We start from the raw sequence: 19777 nt of genomic DNA on the forward strand, positions 1-19777 counted from the left end.
GAATGTAGGATTTAAGTCCTTTTCTCATTGCAGGACTTGCATGAATACCCTCTCGGAGCCCCCCAGTCGTCTTTCCCCAAGACGTTTATTGCTGCCGTTCCCGCTGAAACATCCCGTTTTTCGATTGCTGATCTTGTGCCGGTCCTACGACCGCGCTTTGCCATGTCCGGCATTCTGAATTCAACCAAGAGACTTTATAAATGGAATGGTTAGCGGATCCAACGGCCTGGCTCGGCTTGTTGACCTTGATTGTGCTGGAACTGGTACTGGGTATCGACAACCTGGTGTTTATTGCGATCCTGGCGGACAAGCTGCCGCCGGAGCAGCGCGACCGAGCGCGGTTGATCGGTTTGTCCCTGGCCTTGCTGATGCGCCTGGGCCTGCTGGCGAGTATTTCCTGGCTGGTGACGCTGACCCAGCCGCTGTTCGAGGTGTTCGACAAGAGCTTCTCGGGCCGTGACTTGATCATGCTGTTCGGCGGTGTATTCCTGCTGTTCAAGGCCACCATGGAATTGCATGAACGCCTTGAGGGGCATGTGGCGCAACGTTCGGGTACCGCGGCATACGCACTGTTCTGGCCGATTGTGGCGCAGATCGTCGTGCTCGATGCGGTGTTCTCCCTGGACGCGGTGATTACCGCCGTGGGCATGGTGGACGAACTGGCGGTGATGATGATCGCGGTGATCATTTCCATCGGGTTGATGATCGTCGCGAGCAAGCCGTTGACTCGCTTCGTCAACGCTCACCCTACGGTGATCATGCTGTGTCTGGGCTTCCTGATGATGATCGGCTTTGCCCTGACCGCCGAAGGCCTGGGCTTCCATATTCCGAAGGGCTACCTGTATGCGGCCATCGGTTTCTCGATTTTGATCGAGGTGTTCAACCAGATTGCCCGTGCCCGTCGCAAGAAGTCGGCCCAGGGCGTGCTGCCGGTGCGTGAGCGCACTGCCCATGCGGTCATGCGCCTGTTGGGCGGACGCAGCCTGGCGGTGGAAGAGGTGGGTGAGGACGTGGCCGATCTGCTGGGCGAGCCCGATGCAGCGCAAGGCCCGCTGTTTGACCGCCGTGAGCGGGTGATGATCAGCGGCGTGCTGCAACTGGCCGAGCGACCGATCCGCAGCTTGATGACGCCGAGGGCCAAAGTCGACTTTATCGACCTGTCGGACGATCTCGATACGATTCGCCTGAAACTGATGCATTCGTCCTACTCGCGGCTGCCGTTGATCCGCAACGGTGCCGTTGATGAGCCATTAGGCTTCGTACACAAAAAGGAATTGCTCAAGGAATACCTGGCCGGTAACGAGCCGAACCTGGAGCACTTGGCACGCCGGGCGATCAACCTGTTGGACAGTTTTTCGATCCTCAATGCGCTGGAACAGATGCGCCAGGAGTCGACCCATATCGCCTTTGTGATCAACGAATTCGGTGATTTTATGGGGGTGCTGAGCATGACCGACATTCTTGAGTCCATCGCTGGCGAACTGCCGGACGCCAGCGAAATCGAAGGGCCGGATATTGTCGAGGAAGGCGCAGGCTTTCGCGCCAATGGCGCGCTGAACCTCCACCAGGTTCGCCAGCGCATCGGCTTCAACGCGGTCGCTACCGAGGATTACCAAACCTTGGCGGGACTGGTGATGAGCCTGCTCGATCGTCTACCCGTGGTGGGCGACTGCCTGGAGCATGAGGGTTGGCGTTTGACGGTGGTGGCGGTGGAGGAACGGCGGGTGACGCAGGTGTTTTTGCAACGTGGTGAGGGGCATAGCGTTTGAACGTGTCCTGCAATAGCTCTCGCCGCTTGTCCTCAGGCCCGAAATACTTGAGCGTTTCCATCATGGTTCCGCGTGAGTAGATCAGTAGCGTCGGGGTCCCCGTCACGAGGGGGTGCCTCGGCGTGTTGGCACAGTCGAGTACCAGGCTGCGAATCTGTGGGTATTGGGCTGCTGTCTCAACGAACAGAGGGCCGATACCCGCGCAAGCCGAGCAACGCTCGGACACAAACAGCATGAAAACCGGATGTGGCGTGCTCAGTAGCCGTTGGTATTCGTCGGCATCGGCGATGGTTGCAGTGGCATACCCCATGGCGATGATCCTCCTGGAAAGTGCTGGTTGTGCCCAACGCTAATCCGGGCTCGCCCTTGCGTCTACTGTCAACCTTTACAGGTCCTCCTCCCGTTCCGCGCGTTCCCGCGCCTTGCGTGCCTGGTTGGCGCACTTCCTGTATTCCTCGTTATCGCGAGAGGCCTTGGCGCGACGATAATCGTGATGGTTCTGACTGGTGTAATTGGCATCGAACGACTCCTTGAGTCTGGCCAACTCCTCCTTGCACGCGCGACGATCCTCGCTGCCCAACGCATTCCCGGCCACCAACGCAAAAAACACCAGACCTATAACGCTGACCTTCATCACCACCCCCTCAACCTCAGCCGGCCCACACCCTTCACAGCCTAGCCCTCCAGGCCCATTTTTCCACGCCCACCATCGCCCTCAATTGAGGCGTTCTCACCCAAACTGGGGCCCCGGGTAGCACTCATGCCGCAAATGCTGGCTCATCGCCGTATAACGCCGCAGAGCTATGTTACTGATCTGCATGGTATTTCCCTTCAGCGTATGTTTTCGCCTTCGCCTATGGCACACTTTCTGCTGTCTATTCCGTTGTTACATACTAGGTTCCGGTATAGCGGAATACACAACCTCTGGAGTGCTTGTCATGCATCACCGACCTTCCGTGTTCAAAGCGTGTGTTTTTCTCTTCGCCGCATCGGCTTCCCTCGCCACCGTTGCGCAGGCGGCGGGCAGCAAGCTCGATGATGTGCTCAAGCGTGGGCATCTGATCGTGGGTACAGGCAGTACCGATGCGCCGTGGCACTTCCAGGGAGCGGATGGCAAGTTGCAAGGGTTCGATATTGATATCGGTCGCATCGTGGCCAAAGGTCTGTTCAATGATCCGAGCAAGGTCGAGTTCGTGGTGCAATCGTCCGACGCGCGGATTCCCAACCTGCTGACCGACAAGGTCGACATGAGTTGCCAGTTCATCACCGTGACCGCCAGCCGCGCGCAGCAGGTGGCGTTTACCTTGCCTTACTACCGCGAGGGTGTGGGCCTGCTGCTGCCGAACAACAGCAAGTACAAGGAAATCGACGACCTGCAGGCCGCTGGCGATGGCGTTACCGTCGCCGTGCTGCAGAACGTGTATGCCGAAGAGTTGGTGCACCAGGCGCTGCCCAAGGCCAAGGTCGATCAATACGACAGCGTTGACCTGATGTACCAGGCCGTGAACTCCGGGCGCGCGGACGCCGCCGCCACCGACCAGTCCTCGGTCAAATACCTGATGGTGCAAAACCCCGGCCGCTACCGCAGCCCGGCCTACGCTTGGAGTCCGCAGACCTATGCTTGCGCGGTCAAACGCGGCGATCAGGACTGGCTGAACTTCGTCAACACGGCACTGCATGAAGCCATGACTGGTGTGGAATTTCCCACCTACAAAGCCTCCTTCAAGCAATGGTTCGGCGTGGACCTGCCGGAGCCGGCGATTGGCTTCCCTGTCGAGTTCAAGTGACGTGTGAAAACCGGGGCGCCGCCACTGGCGCCCCTCTCAGGTAGCGTTGACCATGAATTATCAGTTGAATTTTGCCGCCGTCTGGCGCGATTTCGACACCTTGCTGGCGGGGCTCGGGTTGGGTCTGCAACTGGCATTGCTGTCGATCGCCATCGGCTGCGTGATCGGCCTGCTGATGGCGTTTGCCATGCTGTCCAGGCACCGCGCCTTGCGCATCCTGGCGTCGGTGTACGTGACGGTGGTGCGTAATACACCGATTCTGGTGTTGATCCTGTTGATCTACTTTGCCTTGCCCAGCCTGGGCATTCGTCTGGACAAAATCCCTTCGTTCATCATCACCTTGTCGCTTTACGCCGGGGCGTATCTGACCGAAGTGTTCCGTGCCGGGCTGTTGAACATTCCCAAGGGCTTGCGCGAAGCCGGCCTGGCCATCGGCCTGGGCGAGTGGCGCATCCGCGCCTATATCACCGTGCCCGTGATGCTGCGCAACGTGCTGCCGGCGCTGTCGAACAACTTTATCTCGCTGTTCAAGGACACCTCCCTGGCCGCCGCGATCGCCGTACCGGAACTGACCTATTACGCCCGCAAGATCAACGTCGAAAGCTACCGGGTGATTGAAACCTGGCTGGTCACGACCGCGCTCTACGTGGCCGCCTGTTACCTCATTGCCCTGTTGCTCCGTTACCTGGAACAACGTCTGGCGATCCGTCGTTAAGGAGGGTTCCCCATGTACGAATCTCCCAGTTGGCTGCACGAGTTGTGGATCGCCCGAGACACCCTGTGGGCGGGGTTTCAGGCCAGTGTTTATGTGTCGGCGCTGGCCATTCTTTTCGGCACGCTGATCGGTATCGTCGCCGGGTTGATCCTGACCTATGGCAAGTTCTGGATGCGTGCACCGTTTCGCCTGTATGTCGACCTGATCCGTGGCACGCCGGTGTTCGTGCTGGTGCTGGCGTGCTTCTACATGCTGCCGGCGCTCGGCTGGCAGATCAGCGCATTCCAGGCCGGTGCGGTCGGGCTGACGTTGTTCTGTGGCTCCCATGTGTCGGAAATCGTACGCGGCGCACTGCAAGCCATTCCCCGTGGGCAACTGGAAGCGGGCAAGGCGATCGGTCTGACGTTCCGACAGTCCCTGGGCTACGTGCTGTTACCTCAGGCGTTGCGCCAGATCCTACCGACCTGGGTCAATTCCTCCACGGAAATTGTCAAAGCCTCGACCTTGCTGTCGGTGATCGGCGTGGCCGAATTGCTACTGAGCACCCAGCAAGTGATCGCGCGTACCTTCATGACCCTGGAGTTCTACCTGTTCGCCGGGTTTTTGTTCTTTGTCATCAACTACGCCATCGAGTTATTCGGGCGCTACATTGAAAAGCGGGTGGCCTTGCCATGAACCAATCTCACACAACCGAACCGCTGCTGAATATTCGCGGCCTGCGCAAACAGTACGGCGAGGTAGAAGTGCTCAAGGGCGTCGACCTGTCGATGCAGCGCGGTAATGTGGTGACCTTGATCGGCTCCAGCGGTTCGGGCAAGACCACGCTGCTGCGGTGTGTCAATTTGCTGGAGGAGTTCCAGGGCGGCCAGATCACCCTGGACGGCGAGTCGATCGGCTACAGCGACGTCGGCGGCAAACGCGTGCGTCACCCGGAGCGCGTGATTGCCCAGCACCGGGCGATGACCGGCATGGCGTTCCAGCAGTTCAACCTGTTCCCGCATTTGACCGCGTTGCAGAACGTCACTTTGGGCTTATTGAAAGTTAAGAAAATGCCTAAGGACCAAGCCGTTGCTCTCGCGGAAAAATGGCTGGAGCGTGTAGGACTTTTAGAGCGGCGCAATCACTTTCCCGGCCAGTTGTCCGGCGGCCAGCAACAGCGTGTGGCGATTGCCCGTGCGATTGCGATGAACCCCAGCTTGATGCTGTTCGACGAAGTCACCTCAGCCCTTGACCCGGAACTGGTGGGCGAAGTGCTCAGTGTGATCAAGGGCCTGGCGGAAGAGGGCATGACCATGTTGCTGGTCACCCATGAAATGCGTTTTGCCTATGAAGTGTCCGACCAGATCGTGTTTATGAACCAGGGGCGTATTGAGGAGCAGGGTTCGTCGAAGGACATCTTCGAACGTCCGCAATCGCCGCGCCTGGCGGAATTTTTGAAGAACATTCGTTTTTAATCAGGAGCACATTGTTATGAGCATCACTCGTTACGGAGCCGGCAGCACTGCCGGCGGTGGCCAGCCTCGGCCTTTCGCGCGTGCCGTGGAGGCGGATGGCTGGTTATACGTGTCAGGCCAGGTGCCGGCAGTGGACGGCGAAATCATCACCGGCAGCATTGTCGAGCAAACCCACCAGACCCTGCGCAACGTGGTGGCGATTCTGGAAGAGGCCGGCTATGAATTGAAAGACGTCGTACGGGTCGGCGTATGGCTGGAAGACCCGCGGGACTTCTGGAGTTTCAACAAAGTCTTCGGCGAATACTTCGCCCCGGAACACGCCCCGGCGCGGGCCTGTGTGCAGGCCAACATGATGGTCGATTGCAAGGTCGAGATCGATTGCGTGGCCTACAAGAAAAAAGGCTAAATGCTTCGACTTCCATACAGAACCCATGTGGGAGGGAGTGGCTCCCCCCACATTCCACCGGACCGAAAACCATCATGACCGAAGACACCATCAAACGCCGCGCCAAAGGCCTGGACCGAGCGTTCGATATCCTCGATTTTCTCAAGGAAATCGGCCAACCGCTGCGCCCGAACGATATAGCCAGCGGCATCGGCAGCCCCAAGTCCACGGTCTATGAACTGGTCGCTTCGTTATTGGAACGGCGCATCCTGGAAACGGTGGGCAAGGACGGCCACGTCTACCTCGGCCGCCAACTGTACTTTCTCGGTCAGGCGCACCTGCGCCATTTCGACCTGACCCGCGAGGCCGACCATGCCTTGCAGGAAATCGTCAGCCAGACCCACGAAACCGCCCAGATGTGCCTGCTCAATGGGCGCAAATACACCGTGGCGCTGATGCGCGAAGGCGAGCGGCATTTCCGCATCTCCTCGGATATCGGCGAAAACGCGCCCATCCCCTGGACCGCCTCCGGGCGTCTGCTGCTGGGGCACTTGAGCGATCAGCAGATTGTCGACCTGATCGACCCCGAAGATTTCATCCTGCCGGACGGTCAGCGCCTGCCGCTGGAGACTTTCCTGGCGCAGATTCGTCAAGCCAGCCTCGACGGTTTTTTCTCGTTCGACAGCGTGGCCGACACCTTCACCCATTGCTTCGCTGCCCCGGTGCGGGATGCCCAAGGAGTCAGCATCGCGACCCTGTGCATCGTCGCGCCCCGGGCCGACGCCCTCAACAACTACAGCGACTATCGCCGGGTGCTGATCGACAGCGCCAACAACCTGGCCCGTCGCATCAACGAATAGGAACTCCTTATGCCTGCCCTCAATGCCGTCGAAAAAGGCGCTGCCGCCATCGGCGCCCACTTGGTCCGCGACGTCAGCCTGCCGGCCCTGGTGCTGCACCGTGACGCCCTGGAACACAACATTCGCTGGATGCAGACGTTTGTCAGCAACAGCGGCGCCGAGCTGGCGCCCCATGGCAAGACCAGCATGATGCCGGCGCTGTTCAAACGGCAGATCGAGCAGGGCGCATGGGGCATTACCCTGGCCAGCGCAGTGCAGACCCGTGCTGCTTATGCCGGTGGCGTGCGCCGCGTATTGATGGCCAACCAGTTGGTGGGCGCGCCGAATATGGCGCTGATCGCTGACCTGTTGGCCGATCAGGATTTCGATTTTCATTGCATGGTCGATCACCCGGATAACGTCGCCGACCTCGGGTTATTTTTCGCTGCCCGCGGCCTGCGCCTGAACGTGATGATCGAATACGGTGTGGTCGGCGGCCGTTGCGGGTGCCGCAGCGAGCAGGAAGTGCGCGACCTGGCCCGGGCGATCAAGGCCCAGCCGGCCCTGGCGCTGACGGGCATCGAAGGTTACGAAGGGGTGATCCACGGCGAGCACGCCATCCGCGGTATCCGCGATTTCGCCGCGAGCCTGGTGCGCCTGGCGATGGAGCTGCAAGACAGCGGCGCGTTCGATCTGGCCAAGCCCATCGTCACCGCCTCGGGGTCGGCCTGGTACGACCTGATTGCCGAGTCGTTCGAAGCGCAGAACGCCGCCGGACGTTTTCTCAGCGTATTGCGCCCCGGCAGCTACGTGGCCCACGACCACGGCATCTACAAAGACGCGCAATGCTGCGTGCTCGACCGTCGCAGCGATCTCAACGAGGGCCTGCGCCCAGCCCTGGAAGTCTGGGCCCACGTGCAATCCCTGCCGGAGCCGGGGTTTGCGGTGATCGCCCTGGGCAAGCGTGACGTGGCCTACGATGCCGGCCTGCCGATGCCGCTCATGCGCTACAAGGCCGGTGTCCTGCCGGCTGAAGGCGATGACGTGAGCGCCTGCGTCGTCACCGCAGTGATGGATCAGCACGCCTTTATGACCGTGGCGCCGGGCGTGGAGCTGCGCATCGGCGACATCATTTCCTTCGGCACCTCGCATCCGTGCCTGACCTTCGATAAATGGCACGTCGGCTGCCTGGTGGATGAGCAATTGCAAGTGATCGAATCCCTGCACACCTGCTTCTAACCCGCGCAGCCCCCCACCGTATGCGTTCCAATGTGGGAGGGGGCTTGCCCCCGATGGGGCCCTCAGCCACACCAGAGACTCAGGCATGAACACAACCCCTCGCATCGCCCTGATCGGCGAATGCATGATCGAACTGCAACACCGCGCCGACGGCAGCCTGCACCAGAGCTTCGGCGGCGATACCCTGAACACCGCGGTGTACCTGCGCCGTGAGCTGGGCGCTGGTGGCAGCGTCGACTACGTCACCGCCCTGGGCGATGACAGCTTCAGCGATGCGATGTGCCAGCAATGGGCCGACGAAGGTCTCGGCCTGGGCCTGGTGCAACGCTTGCCGGGGCGTTTGCCGGGCTTGTATTGCATCCAGACCGACGCCCGAGGCGAGCGCAAATTTCTGTATTGGCGCAACGAAGCCGCCGTGCGTGACTGCTTCACTACGCCCGCCGCCGAGCCCGTTCTGGCGGCGCTGCCGGGCTACGACGTGGTGTATTTCAGCGGCATCACCCTGGCTGTGCTCGGTGAGATCGGCCGCGGGCGCCTGCTGCAAGCCCTGATCGAAACCCGCCGCCGTGGTGGCCGGGTGGTGTTCGACAACAACTATCGCCCGCGCCTGTGGCCCAGCGTGGAAGCGGCCCGCGTGGCGTATCACGCGGTGCTGGCCGAAGTGGATATCGCCTTGCTCACCGAAGATGACGAGCGCGCATTGTTTGGTTATGAGGACGCCGAGCAGGTGTTCGCGGCCTATCCAGCCATCGCCGAGGTGGTGCTCAAGCGTGGCGCAGATGCGTGCCTGATCCGCTGCAACGGCGGGCGGTTTTCTGTACCGGCGTTAAAGGTCGGTAAGGTGGTGGATACCACGGCGGCGGGGGACTCGTTCAGCGCGGCATATCTGGCCAGCCGGCTCCAGGGTGGTTCACCCGAGGCGGCGGCATTGGCTGGACATCGTCTGGCCAGTCGGGTGATTCAGGTGCCGGGGGCATTGATTCCCCAGGGGTGAATGGGCGCCTTCGGCGGATCGGGGGCAAGCCCCCTCCCACAGTCGATTGCATTGCTCCAGATATATGCGGGAGAGGGCTTGCCCCCGATGGGACCCTAAAGGCATCCCTCAATCGCGATAAAACACCTGCACCAAGTGATACCCGAACTTGCTCTTGATCGGCCCATGCACCACCCGCAGCGGCTTCTTGAAAATCACTGCGTCGATCGCCCCCACCATCTGCCCCGGCCGGATCTCACCCAAATCACCGCCACGTTTGCCCGACGGGCAGGTGGAGTACTTCTTGGCCAGCACATCAAAGGCTTCGCCCTTGGCAATGCGCTGCTTGAGTTGTTCGGCTTCTTCGCTGGTTTTCACCAGGATATGACGGGCTTGGGCTTTCATTGATCTCTACCAGGTGTGCGACGGCGCGCGATTATGCCTGAAGTCCTTCGTCGACGCCGATCATGCCGCGGATTTTGGTGGCCAGCAGGTCGATGGAAAACGGCTTGGCCACCATGTCCATGCCATCCTCCAGAAACCCTTGGCGCTCGGCAGCCGTTTCGGCGTAGCCGGTCATAAACAGCACCTTGAGGCCCGGACGGTGCTGGCGGGCGATTTCCGCCAGTTGCCGGCCGTTCATGCCCGGCAGGCCGACGTCGGTCACCAGCAGGTCCACACGCAGGTCCGATTCCAGCAACGGCAAGGCGGTACGGGCGTCCGCCGCCTGGTGCGCGGTGTAGCCCAATTCGTCGAGCAGGTTCACCACCAGCATGCGCACCGCCAGGTCATCCTCGACCACCACCACCGCTTCGCCCGCCAAAGCCACCGGCGCTTCACCGAGGCTGGCCGGCAGGCTGCTTTCCAGTGACGTGCCGTGCAGGCGCGGCAGGTAGAGGCGCACACAGGTGCCCTGGCCCGGGGCACTCTGGATGGTCACATGGCCGCCGGACTGTTGGGCAAAACCGTAGATCATCGACAGCCCCAGGCCGGTGCCCTGGCCGATGGGTTTGGTGGTGAAGAACGGGTCGAACGCCTTGGCGAGTATTTTCGGCGCCATGCCGGTGCCGTTGTCGCACACCCCGAGCATCACGTAATCGCCGGCCTTGACCGGTTCGAGGGTGGTGATGTCGGTGCCGTCCAGGTAGCTGTTGGCGGTTTCGATCAGTAGCTCGCCGCCATCGGGCATGGCATCGCGGGCATTGATCACCAGGTTGAGCAGGGCGTTTTCCAACTGGCTGGCGTCAGTGTTGACCGGCCAGATGTCCTGGCCCAGCTTCACTTTGAGGGTGATGTGCGCGCCCTTGGTACGGCGAAACAGGTCTTCCAGGGATGCCACCAATTGGTTCGGGTTCAGCGGGCGGCGGTCCAGCGACTGGCGGCGCGAGAACGCCAGCAGCCGGTGGGTGAGGGCGGCGGCGCGATGGGCGGAGGCCACGGCGGCGTCGGTAAAACGGCCGATTTCATCGCTGCGCCCGGCGGCGATATAGCGCTGCATCAGGTCCAGGCTGCCGATAATGCCGGTGAGCATATTGTTGAAGTCGTGGGCGATGCCACCGGTGAGCTGGCCCACCGCTTCCATTTTTTGCGCATGGCGCAGGGCGTCTTCGGCACGTTCACGTTCGTACATTTCGTTTTGCAGGCGCTGGTTGGCCTCGGCCAGGGCCTGGGTGCGCTGGGCCACCCGTTCTTCGAGGTTTTCGTTGAGGTGGCGCAAGGCCTCCTCGGTGAGTTTGCGTTCGGTCTCGTCGATCACAAAGATGTAGAAACCATTGACCGAACCGTCGTTGCTGAAGCGTGGCAGGTACTTCATCAGTGCGTGCCGCGGCCGCCCATCGCGGTGCGGCGTGACGGTGAGGAAGCTACAAGCCTTGCCCTTAAGCGCGGCGGCGATTTTGTCCGCGCGCCCGGCGTACACCTCCTCGCCGAGCACTTCGCGGATGGTTTTTCCGTACAGTTCCTCGGGCGTCTTGCCGTACCACTCCAGATACGCGCTGTTGTTCAGGCGAAAGCGCTCGTCGTGGTCCACATAACCGATCAGCACCGGCATGGCGTTGATGATCAGCTGCAATTCGGTCTGGCTCTGGCGCAGGGCCTGTTCGGTGTGCTTGCGTTCGGTCAGGTCCAGCGCCGCGCCAAGGAAGCGCGCCGGACGGCCCTGTTGATCCTTGTAGCAGCGGCCGCGGGCGAACACCCAGCGCACCTCGCCATCGGGCTGCAACAGGCGGTATTCCTCGGCGTATTCGGTACCGTTGGTGATGCAATACTTGATACTGCGCGTCACCGTGCCACGGTCTTCGGGGTGTACGCCTTGCAGGTAATCGCTGATGGGCAACAGGCCGGCGTCCGCCGGATCGACACCGTGCAGGTAGGCGAAGTGGGCGTCGGCGATGAAATGGTCTTCGCCGATGTCCCAATCCCAGGTGCCCACCGCGTCGGTGGCGGCCAGGGCCAGTTGCAGGCGCTCCTCGCTGTTGTGCTGGGCCTTGAGGCTGGCCTCGGAGCGCTGTTGCAGCTCCAGGGCTTTGCTGCGCCGCTCGTTGGTTTCGATGGCGGTGACCAGAATGCCAGCGACCTCGCCGCTTTCGTCGCGGATGGGGCTGTAGGTGAGGTCCAGCCAGATCTCGGTATCGCGCTGGTTGCGCTGCAGCACAAAGCGCTGCTCGCTGAAGGTGCGCACCTGCCCCTCCATCACGGCGTTGTAGATCGGTGCGGTGAAGCTCTCCAGTTCCGGCCAAGCCTGGTGTGCCGGCTGGCCCATGGCGCCGGGGTGCTTGTTGCCCGCCAGTCGGGCGAAGCCATCGTTATACAGCTGAATAAGTTGGTGGCCCCACAACAGGAGCATCGGCATCGGAGAGTTGATCACGATGTCGACCGCTGTGCGCAGGCTTTGCGGCCAGTCATTGGCCTCACCGAGCGGGCTGTGTGCCCAGTCCAGCCGCGCGATCAATGCAGCGGCTTCGCTACCGGTGGATGTTCCATTCATGAAAAAGCCCTGAGCGTAACGCCTTGAAAGATGAAAACACCCATTATCCCGTGAGTCGGCCCTGGGTGACTACCCGGGAAAAATAGCACGCATTGGCGTTTTGTCTTGCAAATCAGCTGCTCCGGGCTGAAACCTTTCATCTTCACGCCAGTTCGGGACGGTCGCGAAAAGCCTCCAGTGCTTGGGGGTTGGCCAGGGCATCGGTGTTCTTCACCGGTTCGCCGTGCACCACATTGCGCACCGCCAGTTCGACGATCTTGCCGCTGATGGTGCGCGGAATGTCATGGACGGCGAGGATCTTCGCCGGCACATGGCGTGGCGTGGTGTTGGCGCGGATCACCTGGCGGATCTGCTGTTGCAACGCGTCATCCAGCTCGACGCCATCGTCCAGACGCACAAACAGCACCACCCGCACATCGTCCTGCCAGCGTTGGCCGATGGCCAGGCTCTCCAGCACCTGGGGCACCTTCTCCACTTGGCGATAGATCTCGGCGGTGCCGATGCGCACGCCGCCGGGGTTGAGCACCGCGTCCGAGCGCCCATGGATCAGCAGGCTGCCATTGGCGCGCTCCTCGGCGTAGTCGCCCTGGGCCCACACGCCGGGAAACTGAGCGAAATACGACGCGCGCAGTTTCTGCCCGTCGTGGTCGTTCCACAGGCCGATGGGCATGGCCGGGAAGTGACGGGTACACACCAGTTCCCCTTTTTCGCCGATCAACGGCTGGGCCTTCTCGTCCCACACTTCGATGGCCATCGCCAGGCTCTTGCATTGCATTTCGCCACGGCGCACCGGCAGCACCGGGTTGCCGATCACAAAACAGGAGACGATATCGGTGCCGCCGGACATCGACGACAGGCACAGCTCGGCCTTGATCTCGCGGTAGACGTAGTCGTAGCTCTGGGGCGACAACGGCGAGCCGGTGGAGATCAAGCCCTTGAGGCTGCTCAGGTCATGGCTCAGACGCGGTTGCAGCCCGGCCTTTTCCAGGGTGGCGAGGAACTTGGGGCTGGTGCCGAACACGCTGATACGTTCGGCATCGATCAGGTCGATCAAGCGCTCGGGCCCCGGATGAAACGGCGAGCCGTCATACAGCACCGCCGTGGCGCCCAGGGCCAGCACCGAGACCAGCCAGTTCCACATCATCCAGCCGCAGGTGGTGTAGTAGAACAGGCAATCGTCGCGGGACAGGTCGGCATGCAGACCATGTTCCTTCAGATGGGTGAGCAACACACCGCCGGTGCCATGGATGATGCACTTGGGCACTCCGGTGGTGCCGCTGGAATACAGGATGTACAGCGGATGATCGAACGGCACCGCGACAAACGCCGGTTCGCCGTCGGGTTGGTAGGCGTCCTGCCACAGGGTGACGCGGGCCTGGGTGCGATAGTCCTCGACCCGTGCCTCGGGCCGTGCGTAGGGCACCACGATCAACTGTTCCAGGGACGGCAGGCGTTCGAGGATTTCATTGAGCTTGGCGCTTTGATCGATGATTTTGCCGGCATACCGATAACCGGCGCAGGTGATCAGCACCTTGGGTTCGATCTGGCCGAAGCGGTCGATCACGCCTTGGGTGCCGAAATCCGGCGAGGAGCACGACCAGATCGCGCCAAGGCTGGTAGTGGCGAGCATACCCACCAGGGTCTGCCAGGTGTTGGGCATGCACGCCGCGACCCGGTCACCCAGACCAACGCCCGCCGCTCGCAGGCTGTTTTGCAGGCCGGCGACATGAGCGGCGAGTTCGGCGTAGGTCAGTTGTTCGCGCTGGCCGTCTTCGCCGATGGCGATCACGGCCGGGTGATGGTCGCGGCGACGCAGCAAATGCTCGGCAAAGTTCAGGGTCGCGCCGGGGAACCACTGAGCGCTGGGCATAACATCCCCTTCGATCAGTACGGCGCTGGGCGAGCTGCGAAACTGCACATCGAAGAACGCCACGATGGCCTGCCAGAACTCGGCGCGCTGGTCGATGCTCCACTGGTGCAGGGCCGGGTAGTCGCTAAGCTGCACGGCGTGGCGATCATTGATAAAGCGCCGGAACTGGTCCATGAGCGTCGTACGGATGCGGTCCGGGGAGGGTTGCCAGAGGATCTCGGACATCAGCAGGGTCTCTTGTTCTTATGCACGTCTTGCAAACGACAGCATTTCGCTGTGTTTGATCTATTGGGCCAGCCAGCCACCATCGATATTCCACGCCGCGCCACGCACCTGGGCGCCGGCCTCGCTGCATAAGAACAGCACCAGCTCGCCCAGTTGCGACGGGGTCACGAATTCCAGCGACGGTTGTTTCTCCGCCAGCAGATCGTGTTGCGCCTGCTGCGGGTCCACGCCTTGGGCGATGCGATCGTCGATCTGTTTCTGCACCAGCGGCGTCAGCACCCAGCCGGGGCAGATCGCGTTGCAGGTCACGTTGCTGGTGGCGGTCTCCAGGCCCACCACTTTGGTCAGGCCGATCACGCCATGCTTGGCCGCCACATAAGCTGCCTTGCCCACCGAACCGACCTGGCCATGCACCGAAGCGATATTGACGATACGCCCCCAACCCTTGGCCTTCATGCCCGGCAGACCCAAGCGCGTGCTGTGGAATACCGACGACAGGTTGATCGCGATGATGGCGTCCCAGCGCTCGGCCGGGAAGTCTTCCACCGCCGCCACATGCTGGATGCCGGCGTTGTTCACCAGTATGTCCACACCGCCGAACTCACGCTCGGCATAGGCAAACATGTCGGCGATCTGCGCCGGGTCGCTGACGTCCGCCGGATGGTGGCCGACCTGTCCGCCATAGGCTTGCACTTGGGCGATTACCGCACTGGCGTCGCCGAAGCCGTTGAGGATCAGGTTGGCGCCGGCCTTGGCCAGGCTCAGTGCAATGCCCAGGCCGATGCCGCTGGTGGAACCGGTGACCAGGGCGGTCTTGCCGTTCAATGTCGTCATGTTCACCTCACACAATGCCAGTGGCATAGAAAGTACCGATCACCACGAACACCGCAAGGGTCTTGATCATCGTGATGCCGAAAATGTCCTTGTAGGCTTCGCGGTGGGTCAGGCCGGTGACCGCCAGCAGGGTGATCACCGCGCCGTTGTGGGGCAGGGTGTCCATGCCGCCGCTGGCCATGGCCGCGACCCGGTGCAGCACTTCAAGGGGGATATTGGCCGCGTGGGCCGCCGCGATAAAACTCTCGGACATTGCCGCCAGGGCGATGCTCATGCCGCCCGAGGCGGAACCGGTGATACCGGCCAGCAACGTCACTGTGATCGCCTCGTTGACCAACGGGTTGGGGATGCCCTTAAGCCAGTCCGCCAGCACCAGAAAGCCCGGCAACGAAGCGATGACCGCACCGAAGCCGTATTCCGACGCGGTGTTCATCGCCGCCAGCAATGCACCGCTGACTGCGCTTTTGCTACCTTCGGCGAGTTTGCTCTTGATCGCCGAGAAGCCGAACACCAGCACCACGATAATCCCCACCAACAACGCCGCCTGCACCGCCCAGATCGCCGTGAGCTTGGCGATCTCGGTGGTCACCGGCGCGCTCATGCCCGGCAGGCTAAGGCTGTGGGTCTTGCCGTACCACTGCGGGATCCAGTGGGTGAACAACAGGTTCATCACCCCCACCAGGATCAGCGGCGACAGCGCGATCCACGGGTTGGGCAACGTCAGGTTCTCGGCGGTTTCCGGCTCGTTGCGCAGTTCGGTGCCGTAGCCTTCACCGGCGCGCTGGGCCTTGTTGCGCTGGCGCGCCAGGTAAAGCATGCCGGCGCAGAATACGAAAATCGTGCCGATCAGCCCCAGCCACGGCGCCGCCCAGGCGGTGGTGTTGAAAAAGGTGCTGGGGATGATGTTCTGGATCTGCGGCGTGCCGGGCAGGGCGTCCATGGTGAACGAAAACGCGCCGAGGGCGATGGTCGCCGGGATCAGGCGCTTGGGGATATTGCTCTGGCGGAACATCTCCGCCGCAAACGGGTACACCGCGAACACCACCACAAACAGCGAGACGCCGCCGTAGGTGAGCAGGGCGCAGACCAGCACGATCACCAGCATCGCCTGGCGCGTGCCGAGCAAACGGATCGCCGCGGCCACGATCGAACGGGAAAACCCCGACAGTTCGATCAGCTTGCCGAACACCGCACCGAGCAGGAACACCGGGAAATACAGTTTGATAAAGCCGACCATTTTTTCCATGAACACCCCGGTAAAGGCAGGGGCGACGGCGGAGGGGTCGGTCAGCAGCACCGCTCCTAGCGCGGCGATGGGGGCGAACAAGATAACGCTATAGCCACGGTAGGCAGCCAGCATCAGCAGCGCGAGGGCTGCCAGGGCAATGATCACACTCATGGTGTGTCTCCAGATAGGATTGTTATTTTTGTGGTGACGCGGTGGGGAAGGGCTATAGCGAGATGCGTGCCAATTACTTAATTTGTTGAAATATATGAATATTTTTCAAGTGGATTCTGCTTGTGTCTCAATCTAGAGACAATCCCGGGCCGAATGTGGGAGGGGGCTTGCCCCCGATAGCGGTGTATCAGTATCAGATGTGCTGACTGGCCCACTGTCATCGGGGGCAAGCCCCCTCCCACAGTGGTCGTCTATTTATTGAGAGTTAAGTCTCTGATTGGAGATCAGGTGATGCTTAGCGCGACCATTTTCTTGTACAACGTCGACCGCCCCAACTCCAACCGCTTAGCCGCCTCGACTACACTCCCATCACAGGCCTTGAGCGCCGCCACAATCACCTGCCGGTCAAACCGCTCCCGCGCCGTGTTGTAGCTTTCACCTTCCTCCGCCGCCACGGCAGTGCTACGTGCCACCGGGCTGAAGGTGCCAATGGCCGCACGGACTTCCTGGGCGTTCAATATCAAGTCATCACTTAACAGCGCCGCGCGCTCCAATACGTTGCGCAACTCACGGATATTCCCCGGCCAGGCATGCTGGGCCAATAAGTCCAGGGCTTCGCGGTCCAGTTCGTGATGGCTGCGCAGTTCTTCGAGGATCGCCTCGCTGAGCGCCGGAATATCTTCCAAGCGTTCGCGCAGGGGCGGGACCTGGATCGGCAGCACATTCAGGCGGTAATACAGGTCCGCGCGAAACTCGCCACGTTTGATCGCCGCCTCAAGGTCCATCGACGTGGCCGCAATCACCCGTACGTCGCTGTGTAGCATCTCGTTGGAGCCGACCGGTTCGAACTCCTTTTCCTGCAACACCCTTAGCAGTTTGCTTTGCAGCGGCAGGGGCATGTCGCCGATTTCGTCGAGAAACAGCGTGCCGCCCTGGGCGATCTGGAACTTGCCGGGGCGGCCCTTGCGGTCGGCGCCGGTAAACGCGCCGGGCGCAGTGCCGAAGAACTCGGCTTCGAGCAAATCGTGGGGGATCGCCGCGCTATTGATGCTCACAAATGCCTTGTGTGCCCGTGACGAGGCGCCATGAATGGCCTGGGCCAGCAACTCCTTGCCGGTGCCGGTTTCCCCCAGTAGCAACACCGGCGACTCAGTCTTGGCGCTGCGCCGCGCCCGGCGTTTGACTTCCAGGCTCGCGGCGCTGGTACCGATAAAGTGCGCGAAGGTGTACTTGCTCTGGCGTGAGCGCAGCAACGAGCGGGTGGAGGCCAGTTCCTGCTGCATGCTCATGTAGCGCTCGATCAATGGCGACAGGTTGCGCAGCTCATCGAACAGCGCGAAGCCGATGGCACCGATCACCGCCCCGGCATCGTTGTGAATCGGCAGGCGCATCACCACCAGCGGGCCTTTGGGGGTGTCCTGGATATCCAGCAGGATCGGCCGGTCGGTGCGCACCACCTGGCGCAGCAGGCTGTTGGAAATCACCCGCTCGCAGGGTTGGCCGATGGCCTCATCCGCGCTGTTCAGACCGAAGCGCTTGGCGTAGCGCTCGTTCATCCACACGATATTGGCGTCGCGGTCGACGATCACCGTGCCTTCGCTGGACTGCTCGATGATTTCGAACAGCGACTGGATGGCCAGGCCGCGCACCTGTTGGTAATCGGTGAGGTTATCGGTGAGGTTCATGCCCATGCCGCCAGCAAAAGGGTGAGTGAAGTTCCATAACGTCCTACAGCGGAATATGCGCCGCTGCCATCAGTTCCTTGGTGTAGGGGTGTTGCGGTGATTCGAACACGTCGTGGCTGGCGCCGCGCTCCACCACTTTGCCCTCCTTGATCACGATCATGTCGTGGGCCATGGCCCGCACCACGGCCAGGTCATGGCTGATAAACAGGTACGTCAGGCCGTATTTTTCCTGTAGTTCACGCAGCAGCGCCACCACTTGCTTTTGTACGGTGCGGTCAAGGGCGGAGGTGGGTTCGTCCAGCAGCATCAGCGCCGGCTTGAGCACCAGCGCGCGGGCGATGGCGATGCGCTGGCGCTGGCCGCCGGAAAACTCGTGGGGGTAACGATGCCGACTGGCGGGGTCCAGGCCCACGTCCTTGAGCACCTGGATCACCTGCGCTTCGCGCTCGGCCAGGCTGCACGGGGCGTGCACTTCCAGGCCCTCGCTGATGATCTGCTGCACCGACATGCGCGGGCTGAGGCTGCCATAAGGATCCTGGAACACCACCTGCATCTGCTTGCGCCATGGGCGCATCTGGTGATGGTTGAGGGTGTCGAGGACCTGGCCCTGGAAACGGATGCTGCCGTGGGAGTCCAGCAGGCGCAGGATCGCCTGGCCGAGGGTGGACTTGCCGGAGCCGGATTCACCAACGATGCCGAGGGTCTTGCCACGTTGCACGCTGAGGCTGATACCGTCCACGGCGTGCAGGTAGGTCTTGCGTTGAAATAGCCCACCACCGAGACGGAACTGCACGCTCAGGTCCTCCACTTGCAACACCGTCTCGCGTTCCTCGCTGCACAGTGCATCGCTCGCCGGTTCGGCATCCAGCAGCAGGCGGCTGTAAGGATGCTGCGGCGCGCTGAACAGAGCCTGGCATTCGGCCTGCTCGACGATCTCGCCGGCATGCATCACGCACACCCGCTGGGCGATGCTGCGCACCAGGTTGAGGTCATGGCTGATCAGCAGCAGCGACATGCCCAAGCGTTGTTGCAAGGATTTGAGCAGCAGCAGGATCTTGCGCTGCACGGTCACATCCAGCGCGGTGGTAGGTTCGTCCGCGATCAAGAGTTCCGGCTCGCACGCCAAGGCCATGGCGATCATCACCCGTTGGCGTTGGCCGCCGGACAATTGGTGGGGATAGGCCTTGAGGCGTTCCCTCGGTTTCTGGATGCCGACCATGTCAAGCAGTTCCAGAATGCGCGCCTGCGCCGCTTTGCCGCCCAGGCCTTTGTGCAGCAACAGGGTTTCACCGATCTGCTTTTCGATGCTGTGCAGCGGGTTGAGGGAGGTCATCGGCTCCTGGAAGATCATGGCGATACGGTTGCCGCGCAGCTTCTGCAAGGTCGCCGCCGGGGCGCCCACCAGCTCTTTGCCGCGATACTTCACGGAGCCGGTGGTGGCAGTGCCGGCTTCGGGCAACAGTTGCAGGATCGAATGGGCGGTCACCGACTTACCCGAGCCCGACTCACCCACCAGTGCCAGGCATTCGCCGGGGCGCACATCCAGGCTCAAGTTGTGTACCACGGTCTGGCCGTTGAAGGCGACGCACAGGTCGCGGATCTCGATCAGGTTCATTT

The 19777-nt window shown here is 61.7% G+C and carries 17 protein-coding genes and 1 pseudogene; 9 read left to right on the top strand and 9 right to left on the bottom strand.

Annotated elements, in window-relative coordinates:
• The first annotated feature begins 200 nt into the window (after positions 1–200).
• A complete protein-coding gene (locus tag ACFZPT_RS17085) occupies positions 201–1769 on the top strand; it encodes a TerC family protein (protein WP_034113976.1) in 1569 nt (522 codons plus the stop codon).
• A 40-nt stretch (positions 1770–1809) separates the two neighbouring features.
• Here the strand turns inward: ACFZPT_RS17085 and ACFZPT_RS17090 are convergent.
• A pseudogene (locus ACFZPT_RS17090) lies at positions 1810–2079 on the bottom strand (thioredoxin family protein); the annotation flags it as partial.
• 75 nt (positions 2080–2154) lie between these two features.
• The gene (locus ACFZPT_RS17095; RefSeq protein WP_034113974.1) at positions 2155–2403 is read right to left on the bottom strand and encodes a hypothetical protein; all 249 of its coding nucleotides are present in this window, start codon (positions 2401–2403) and stop codon (positions 2155–2157) included.
• A gap of 304 nt (positions 2404–2707) precedes the next feature.
• On the opposite strand from ACFZPT_RS17095, the gene ACFZPT_RS17100 reads away from it, so the two are divergent.
• The 8 genes from ACFZPT_RS17100 (at position 2708) to ACFZPT_RS17135 (ending at position 9182) form a co-directional block, all read left to right on the top strand.
• Positions 2708–3556 (top strand): transporter substrate-binding domain-containing protein, encoded by an 849-nt coding sequence (locus ACFZPT_RS17100; RefSeq protein WP_034113972.1) that lies wholly within the window; start codon positions 2708–2710, stop codon positions 3554–3556.
• 52 nt (positions 3557–3608) lie between these two features.
• Positions 3609–4271 carry an amino acid ABC transporter permease gene (locus tag ACFZPT_RS17105; RefSeq protein WP_034098333.1) on the top strand — a complete coding sequence of 221 codons (663 nt, stop codon included), beginning with the start codon at positions 3609–3611 and terminating at the stop codon, positions 4269–4271.
• Between the two features lie 12 nt (positions 4272–4283).
• Entirely contained in the window at positions 4284–4946 is a 663-nt protein-coding gene (locus ACFZPT_RS17110; protein ID WP_034098332.1) for an amino acid ABC transporter permease, read from the top strand.
• Complete coding sequence (locus tag ACFZPT_RS17115) at positions 4943–5725, top strand: amino acid ABC transporter ATP-binding protein (protein WP_034098330.1); 783 nt, start codon at positions 4943–4945, stop codon at positions 5723–5725. Before ACFZPT_RS17110 ends, ACFZPT_RS17115 begins: the two co-directional genes overlap by 4 nt.
• Positions 5726–5741: 16 nt before the next feature.
• Positions 5742–6131, top strand: a complete 390-nt coding sequence (locus tag ACFZPT_RS17120) for a RidA family protein (protein WP_034113970.1) — start codon at positions 5742–5744, stop codon at positions 6129–6131.
• 74 nt (positions 6132–6205) lie between these two features.
• Positions 6206–6970 (top strand): IclR family transcriptional regulator, encoded by a 765-nt coding sequence (locus ACFZPT_RS17125; RefSeq protein ID WP_034098328.1) that lies wholly within the window; start codon positions 6206–6208, stop codon positions 6968–6970.
• Positions 6971–6979: 9 nt separating this feature from the next.
• Positions 6980–8188, top strand: coding sequence for an amino acid deaminase (locus ACFZPT_RS17130; protein WP_034113968.1), 1209 nt, complete (start codon positions 6980–6982; stop codon positions 8186–8188).
• Positions 8189–8273: 85 nt separating this feature from the next.
• Entirely contained in the window at positions 8274–9182 is a 909-nt protein-coding gene (locus tag ACFZPT_RS17135) for a sugar kinase (protein WP_034113966.1), read from the top strand.
• Between the two features lie 108 nt (positions 9183–9290).
• Here ACFZPT_RS17135 and ACFZPT_RS17140 read toward each other — a convergent pair whose 3' ends face one another.
• From ACFZPT_RS17140 to ACFZPT_RS17170, 7 genes are all read right to left on the bottom strand, one after another.
• Entirely contained in the window at positions 9291–9566 is a 276-nt protein-coding gene (locus tag ACFZPT_RS17140; protein WP_034098324.1) for a peptidylprolyl isomerase, read from the bottom strand.
• A 31-nt stretch (positions 9567–9597) separates the two neighbouring features.
• Entirely contained in the window at positions 9598–12147 is a 2550-nt protein-coding gene (locus ACFZPT_RS17145; protein ID WP_034113964.1) for a PAS domain-containing sensor histidine kinase, read from the bottom strand.
• A gap of 142 nt (positions 12148–12289) precedes the next feature.
• Complete coding sequence (locus tag ACFZPT_RS17150; RefSeq protein WP_034113962.1) at positions 12290–14242, bottom strand: acetoacetate--CoA ligase; 1953 nt, start codon at positions 14240–14242, stop codon at positions 12290–12292.
• A gap of 60 nt (positions 14243–14302) precedes the next feature.
• Positions 14303–15076, bottom strand: coding sequence for a 3-hydroxybutyrate dehydrogenase (locus ACFZPT_RS17155; RefSeq protein ID WP_034113961.1), 774 nt, complete (start codon positions 15074–15076; stop codon positions 14303–14305).
• Positions 15077–15083: 7 nt separating this feature from the next.
• Positions 15084–16475, bottom strand: coding sequence for a GntP family permease (locus ACFZPT_RS17160; RefSeq protein WP_034113959.1), 1392 nt, complete (start codon positions 16473–16475; stop codon positions 15084–15086).
• 284 nt (positions 16476–16759) lie between these two features.
• A complete protein-coding gene (locus tag ACFZPT_RS17165) occupies positions 16760–18160 on the bottom strand; it encodes a sigma-54-dependent Fis family transcriptional regulator (protein ID WP_034114320.1) in 1401 nt (466 codons plus the stop codon).
• A 43-nt stretch (positions 18161–18203) separates the two neighbouring features.
• A complete protein-coding gene (locus ACFZPT_RS17170; RefSeq protein ID WP_034113957.1) occupies positions 18204–19775 on the bottom strand; it encodes an ABC transporter ATP-binding protein in 1572 nt (523 codons plus the stop codon).
• Positions 19776–19777: the final 2 nt, after the last annotated feature.

The sequence above is a fragment of the Pseudomonas sp. MD330_10 genome, assembly GCF_042610415.1.
GTDB lineage: Bacteria > Pseudomonadota > Gammaproteobacteria > Pseudomonadales > Pseudomonadaceae > Aquipseudomonas > Aquipseudomonas rhodesiae.